General features: G+C 75.4%; 2 protein-coding genes. Both read left to right on the forward strand.

What is annotated here, in order from left to right; genetic code table 11:
• A partial coding sequence (locus tag NBW84_RS21865) for a type I polyketide synthase (protein ID WP_250286976.1) occupies positions 1-3,735 on the forward strand: 3,735 nt, incomplete at its 5' end.
• Positions 3,732-5,726, forward strand: a 1,995-nt coding sequence (locus NBW84_RS21870) for a type I polyketide synthase (protein WP_445548811.1), incomplete at its 3' end; no start/stop codon positions are given. The genes NBW84_RS21865 and NBW84_RS21870, both read left to right, overlap by 4 nt.

A 5,726-nucleotide genomic window follows, 5' to 3' on the forward strand; every position in this document is an offset into this window, starting at 1 on the left:
CCGCTGGTGGCGCGGCTGGCCGCACTGTCCCCGGACGAGCGGGCCGCGCACCTGCTCGACCTGGTGCGCGGCGAGGTCGCGGCGGCCCTCGGGCACGCCGACGCGCGCGCGGTCGCGGCCACCAGGCCGTTCACCGACCTGGGGCTGGACTCCCTGACCGCCGTCGATCTGCGCAACCGGCTGGGCACGGCGACCGGGCTGCGGCTGCCGACCACCCTCACCTTCGACCAGCCGAACCCCACCGCCGTCGCCGCCTTCCTGCTCACGCTGCTGACCGAGACCGAGACCGGGCTGGCCGGGACGGCGCCGGCCGATGCCACGGCGTCCCGCGCCGGACGGCCGGGCGGCCAGGTCGTCGACGACGACCCGATCGCGATCGTCGGCATGGCCTGCCGCTTCCCCGGCGGGGTCGCCTCGCCGGAGGACCTGTGGCGGCTCGTCGCCGCCGGCACCGACGCGATCACCGAGTTCCCGGGCGACCGCGGCTGGGATCTCGAGGCGCTCCACGACCCGGACCCGGACCACGCCGGCACGTCCTACACCCGCCACGGCGGTTTCCTGCTCGACGCCGGCGACTTCGACACCGACTTCTTCGAGATCGCGCCCCGCGAGGCGCTGGCGACCGACCCGCAGCAGCGCCTGCTGCTGGAGACCACCTGGGAGCTGTTCGAGCGGGCCGGGATCGACCCGGCGACGCTGCGCGGCAGCCGCACCGGCGTGTTCGCCGGGGTGATGTACCACGACTACGCCCCCAGGCTGGACGAGGCGCCGTCGTCGTTGGAGGGCTTCCTCGGCACCGGCAGCGCCGGCAGCGTCGCCTCCGGCCGGATCTCCTACACGTTCGGCTTCGAGGGGCCGGCGGTCACCATCGACACGGCCTGCTCGTCGTCGCTGGTCGCCCTGCACCTGGCCGCCCAGTCGCTGCGTTCCGGCGAGAGCGAGCTGGCGGTCGCCGGCGGGGTGACGGTGATGGCCTCCCCCGGCGCCTGGGTGGAGCTGTCCCGGCAGCGCGCGCTGTCACCGGACGGCCGCAGCAAGGCGTTCGCGGCGGCGGCGGACGGCGTGGGCTGGGCCGAGGGCATCGGGCTCGTCCTGCTCGAACGGCTCTCGGACGCCCGCCGCGCCGGCCATCCGGTGCTGGCGCTCGTGCGGGGGTCGGCGGTCAACCAGGACGGCGCGTCCAACGGGCTGACCGCGCCCAACGGGCCGTCCCAGCAGCGTGTCATCCGCACCGCGCTCGCCGCCGCCGGGCTCGCTCCGGCCGATGTCGACGCCGTCGAGGCGCACGGCACCGGCACCCGTCTCGGCGACCCCATCGAGGCCCAGGCCATCATCGCCACCTACGGCCAGCACCGGGAGGCCGGCCGGCCCGTCTACCTCGGCTCGCTGAAGTCCAACATCGGCCACACCCAGGCGGCGGCCGGCGTCGCCGGCATCATCAAGATGGTCCAGGCCATCGAGCACGGCGTCCTGCCCAGGACCCTGCACGTGGACGAGCCGTCACCGTACGTGGACTGGGCCGACGGGGACATCGAGCTGCTCACCGAGGCCCGGCCCTGGCCCGAGACGGGCGCGCCCCGCCGGGCGGGGATCTCCTCCTTCGGTGTCAGCGGCACCAACGCCCACGCGATCATCGAGCAGGCCCCGGCCGACGACCGTCCGCTGGCGCCGTCCCGCCCGGCCGCCGGCGGCGAACCGGTGACCGACGGCGAACCGGTGACCGACGGCAAGCCGGTCGCGTGGACGCTGTCGGCGAAAACCCCGCAGGCCCTGCGGGCGCAGGCCACCCAGCTGGCGGCCTGGCTGCGCGCGGACGAACCGCCGGCCGGCGGCGAACCTGTGACCAACGGCGGGGCCGAGGTGGACGGCGGCGGGGCCGGGGCGGGCGTCGCGGCGGTCGCGGCGGTCGCGGCTGCGCTGCACACCACCCGTGCGACGTTCAGCGAACGCGCGGTCGTCGTCGCCGACGACCGGGACGGCTTCCTGGCCTCCCTCGACGCGCTGGCCCGCGGCGACCTGCCGGTGAACGCGGCCCGGGGCACCGCCACGGCGGACCGCCGGATCGTGTTCGTCTTCCCCGGCCAGGGCTCCCAGTGGCCGGGAATGGCGGCGGCCCTGCTGGACACCTCCCCGGTGTTCGCCGCGGCGATCGCGGACTGCGCGCGGGCGCTGCGCCCGTACATCGACTGGGACCTGCTCGACGTGCTGCGCGGGGCGCCGGACGCGCCCACGCTGGAGCGGTTCGACGTGATCCAGCCCACGCTGTGGGCGATCCTCGTCGCGCTCGCGGCGCTATGGCGCGCGCACGGTGTGCACCCGCACGCCGTCGTCGGCCACAGCCAGGGGGAGATCGCCGCCGCCTATGTGGCCGGCGCCCTGTCCCTGGACGACGCCGCCCGGCTGATCTCCCTGCGCAGCCAGGCCGCCATCGCGCTGGCCGGGCGCGGCTGCCTGGCCTCGATCGCGCTGACCGCGGACGACCTCGAGCCGCGCCTGGCCCGCTGGGGGGACGGCCGGCTGTCGATCGCCGCCATCAACAGCCCCGGGTCGCTGGTGGTCGCCGGTGACACCGACGCCGTGACGGAACTGGTCGCGGAGCTGGAGGCCGAAGGCGTGCGCGCCCGGGTCCTCCCGGCCACCTACGCCTCGCACTCGGCGCACGTCGACAGCCTGCGCGAGGTGCTGCTGGCGGACCTCGCGTCGATCACACCGCGGGCGGGGACGATCCCGCTGATCTCCACGGTCACCGGTGAGCCGGTCGACACCAGCACCCTCGACGCCGAGTACTGGTTCGCGAACCTGCGTCGGACGGTCCGCTTCGAGCAGGCCACCCGTACCCTGCTCGAGCGCGGCCATGACACGTTCATCGAGATCAGCCCGCATCCGGTGCTCAACTTCAGTCTGCAGGAGATCGCCGGGGTGACCGGCGCCACCGGCACCGTGGTCGCCGGGACGCTGCGCCGCGACCAGGGCGGGCTGGACCGTTTCCTGCTGTCCGCCGCCGAGCTGTACGTCCAGGGAGTGCCGGTCGACTGGGCGGTGACGTCCGGCAGCCCGCACCCGCGGGTCACCCTGCCGACCTACGCCTTCCAGCACCGGCGCTACTGGCTGGACGTCGGACGCTCGTTCGCCGGGGAGGTCTCCGCCACCCGGCCGACGCAGATCGGCGGCCTCGCCGCCGCCGACCCGGCCGCCGCCTCGGTCTCGGCCGCCGACGGGCTCCTGCTGCGGCTGGCCGGCCTCGGCGAGGCCGAACGGGACGAGGCGCTGCTGACGGTCGTCCAGTCGGAGATCGCGACGGTGCTCGGGCACGCCGACGCCGACGAGGTCCTGTCCACCCGGACGTTCCAGGAGCTGGGGTTCAGCTCCCTGACCGCGGTCGACCTGCGTAACCGGCTGGGCGCCGCGACCGGGCTGGAGCTGCCGGCCACGCTCGTCTTCGACCATCCCACCCCCGAGGCCGTCGCCGCCTACCTGCGCGCCGAACTGGCCATCGACACCCCGGCGGCGGTGCCGGCGACGGCGGTGGACGCGGTCGACCAGCTGGAGGCCGTCCTCGCCGCCGGCGCCGCCACCGAGGCGGACCGGCAGGCCGCGATCACCCGCCTGCGCCGCCTGCTCGACCAGTGGGGCACCGGCCCCGCCGGTCCCACCGGCTCGTCCGACAACGAGCTGGACCTCGACTCCGCCAGCGACGAGGAACTGTTCGCCCTCATGGATCAGGAGCACGCCTGACGATGTCCAACGACGACAAGCTCCGCGAATACCTCAAGCGCGCGCTCGCGGACTCCCGGGCCGCCCACCGGCGGCTGCGGGAGATCGAGGAGAGCCGGCGGGAACCGATCGCGATCGTCGGCGCCGCCTGCCGCTACCCCGGCGGGGTCAACTCGCCGGCGGACCTGTGGCAACTCGCCGCCGCCGGCGGTGACGCGATCAGCGGTTTCCCGGACGACCGCGGCTGGGACACCGACGCGCTCTACCATCCCGACCCGGACCATCCCGGCACCACCTACACCCGCCAGGGCGGGTTCATCGCCGGCGCCGGTGACTTCGACGCGGCGTTCTTCGGGATCTCCCCGCGGGAGGCCGCCGCGACCGACCCGCAGCAGCGCCTGCTGCTGGAGAACGCCTGGGAGCTGCTGGAGAACGCCGGGATCGACCCGACGTCGCTGCGCGGCAGCCGCACCGGCGTGTTCGCCGGTGTCGCCGGGCGCGACTACGCCGCCGGCTTCCACGAGGTCCCCGACGAGCTGGAGGGCTATCTGGTCACCGGCGCGCTCGGCAGCGTCGCCTCCGGCCGGATCTCCTACACGTTCGGTTTCGAGGGGCCGGCGGTCACCATCGACACGGCCTGCTCGTCGTCGCTGGTCGCCCTGCACCTGGCCGCCCAGTCGCTGCGCTCCGGCGAGAGCGACCTGGCGATCGCCGGCGGGGTCGCCGTCATGACGTCGCCGCTGGGCTTCGTGGACTTCGCCCGGCAGCGCGGGCTCGCCCCCGACGGCCGCTGCAAGGCGTTCGCGGCGGCGGCGGACGGCACCGGCTGGTCGGAGGGTGTCGGCCTGCTGCTGCTCGAGCGGCTCTCGGACGCCCAGCGCGCCGGCCGCAGCATCCTCGCCGTCGTCCGCGCCTCCGCCGTCAACCAGGACGGCGCCTCCAACGGCCTGACCGCCCCCAACGGGCCGTCCCAGCAGCGTGTCATCCGCGCCGCCCTCGCCGCCGCCGGCCTGACCCCCGCCGACGTCGACGCCGTCGAGGCCCACGGCACCGGCACCCGCCTCGGCGACCCCATCGAAGCCCAGGCCCTCATCGCCACCTACGGGCAGAACCGCCCCGCCGACCGGCCGCTCTACATCGGCTCGCTGAAGTCCAACATCGGGCACGCCCAGGCCGCCGCCGGCGTCGCCGGCATCATCAAGACGGTCCACGCCCTCCAGCACGGCGTCCTGCCGAAAACCCTGCACGTGGACGAGCCATCACCGTACGTAAAGTGGTCGGCGGGTGCGGTGGAGCTGCTCACCGAGGCCCGCCCCTGGCCCGATGTCGACCGGCCCCGCCGGGCCGCCGTCTCCGCCTTTGGCGTCAGCGGCACCAACGCCCACATCATCATCGAACAGGCCCCCACCGACCAGCCCGCCCCAGCGGACGCCGCGGCGGACAGCTCCCCGGCCACCCCGGCGGATGCCGGGACGGACAGCCCGGCGGACCGGACGGACGTGCGGGCAGCTGCCCGGGTCGACGCGGACGCGCCCGCCACGGGCACACCCGCCACCGAGGCGGGCGCGGAGCCGGGGAGCGCGGGGACGCCCGCCGGCGAACCGGCTGGCAGCCCACTGCCGTTCCTGATCTCCGCGCGCTCACCCAGAGCCCTCCAGGAGCAGGCCGCCCGGCTGGCCGCGCACGTCAGCGGTGACAGCACACTGCGGCCGGTGGACGTCGCCTACTCACTGGCCACCACCCGGGCGACGCTGTCCCACCGCGCCGTCGTCATCGCCGGGGACCGGGACGACCTGCTCGCGGGCCTGGACGCGGTCGCGACCGAGCGGCAGACGCCCCGGACCGTCGTGGGCACCGGCACCCCTGGCAAGATCGCGTTCCTGTTCACCGGGCAGGGCGCCCAGCGCCCCGGCGCCGGCCGCGAGCTCTACGACACCTACCCCGTCTTCCGCGCCGCCTTCGACGAGGTCACCACCGCCCTCGACACCGCCCTCGCCACCTACACCGACCAG

The sequence above is a fragment of the Protofrankia sp. CiP1_Cm_nod2 genome, from assembly GCF_920664355.1.
Taxonomy (GTDB): Bacteria; Actinomycetota; Actinomycetes; order Frankiales; family Frankiaceae; genus Protofrankia.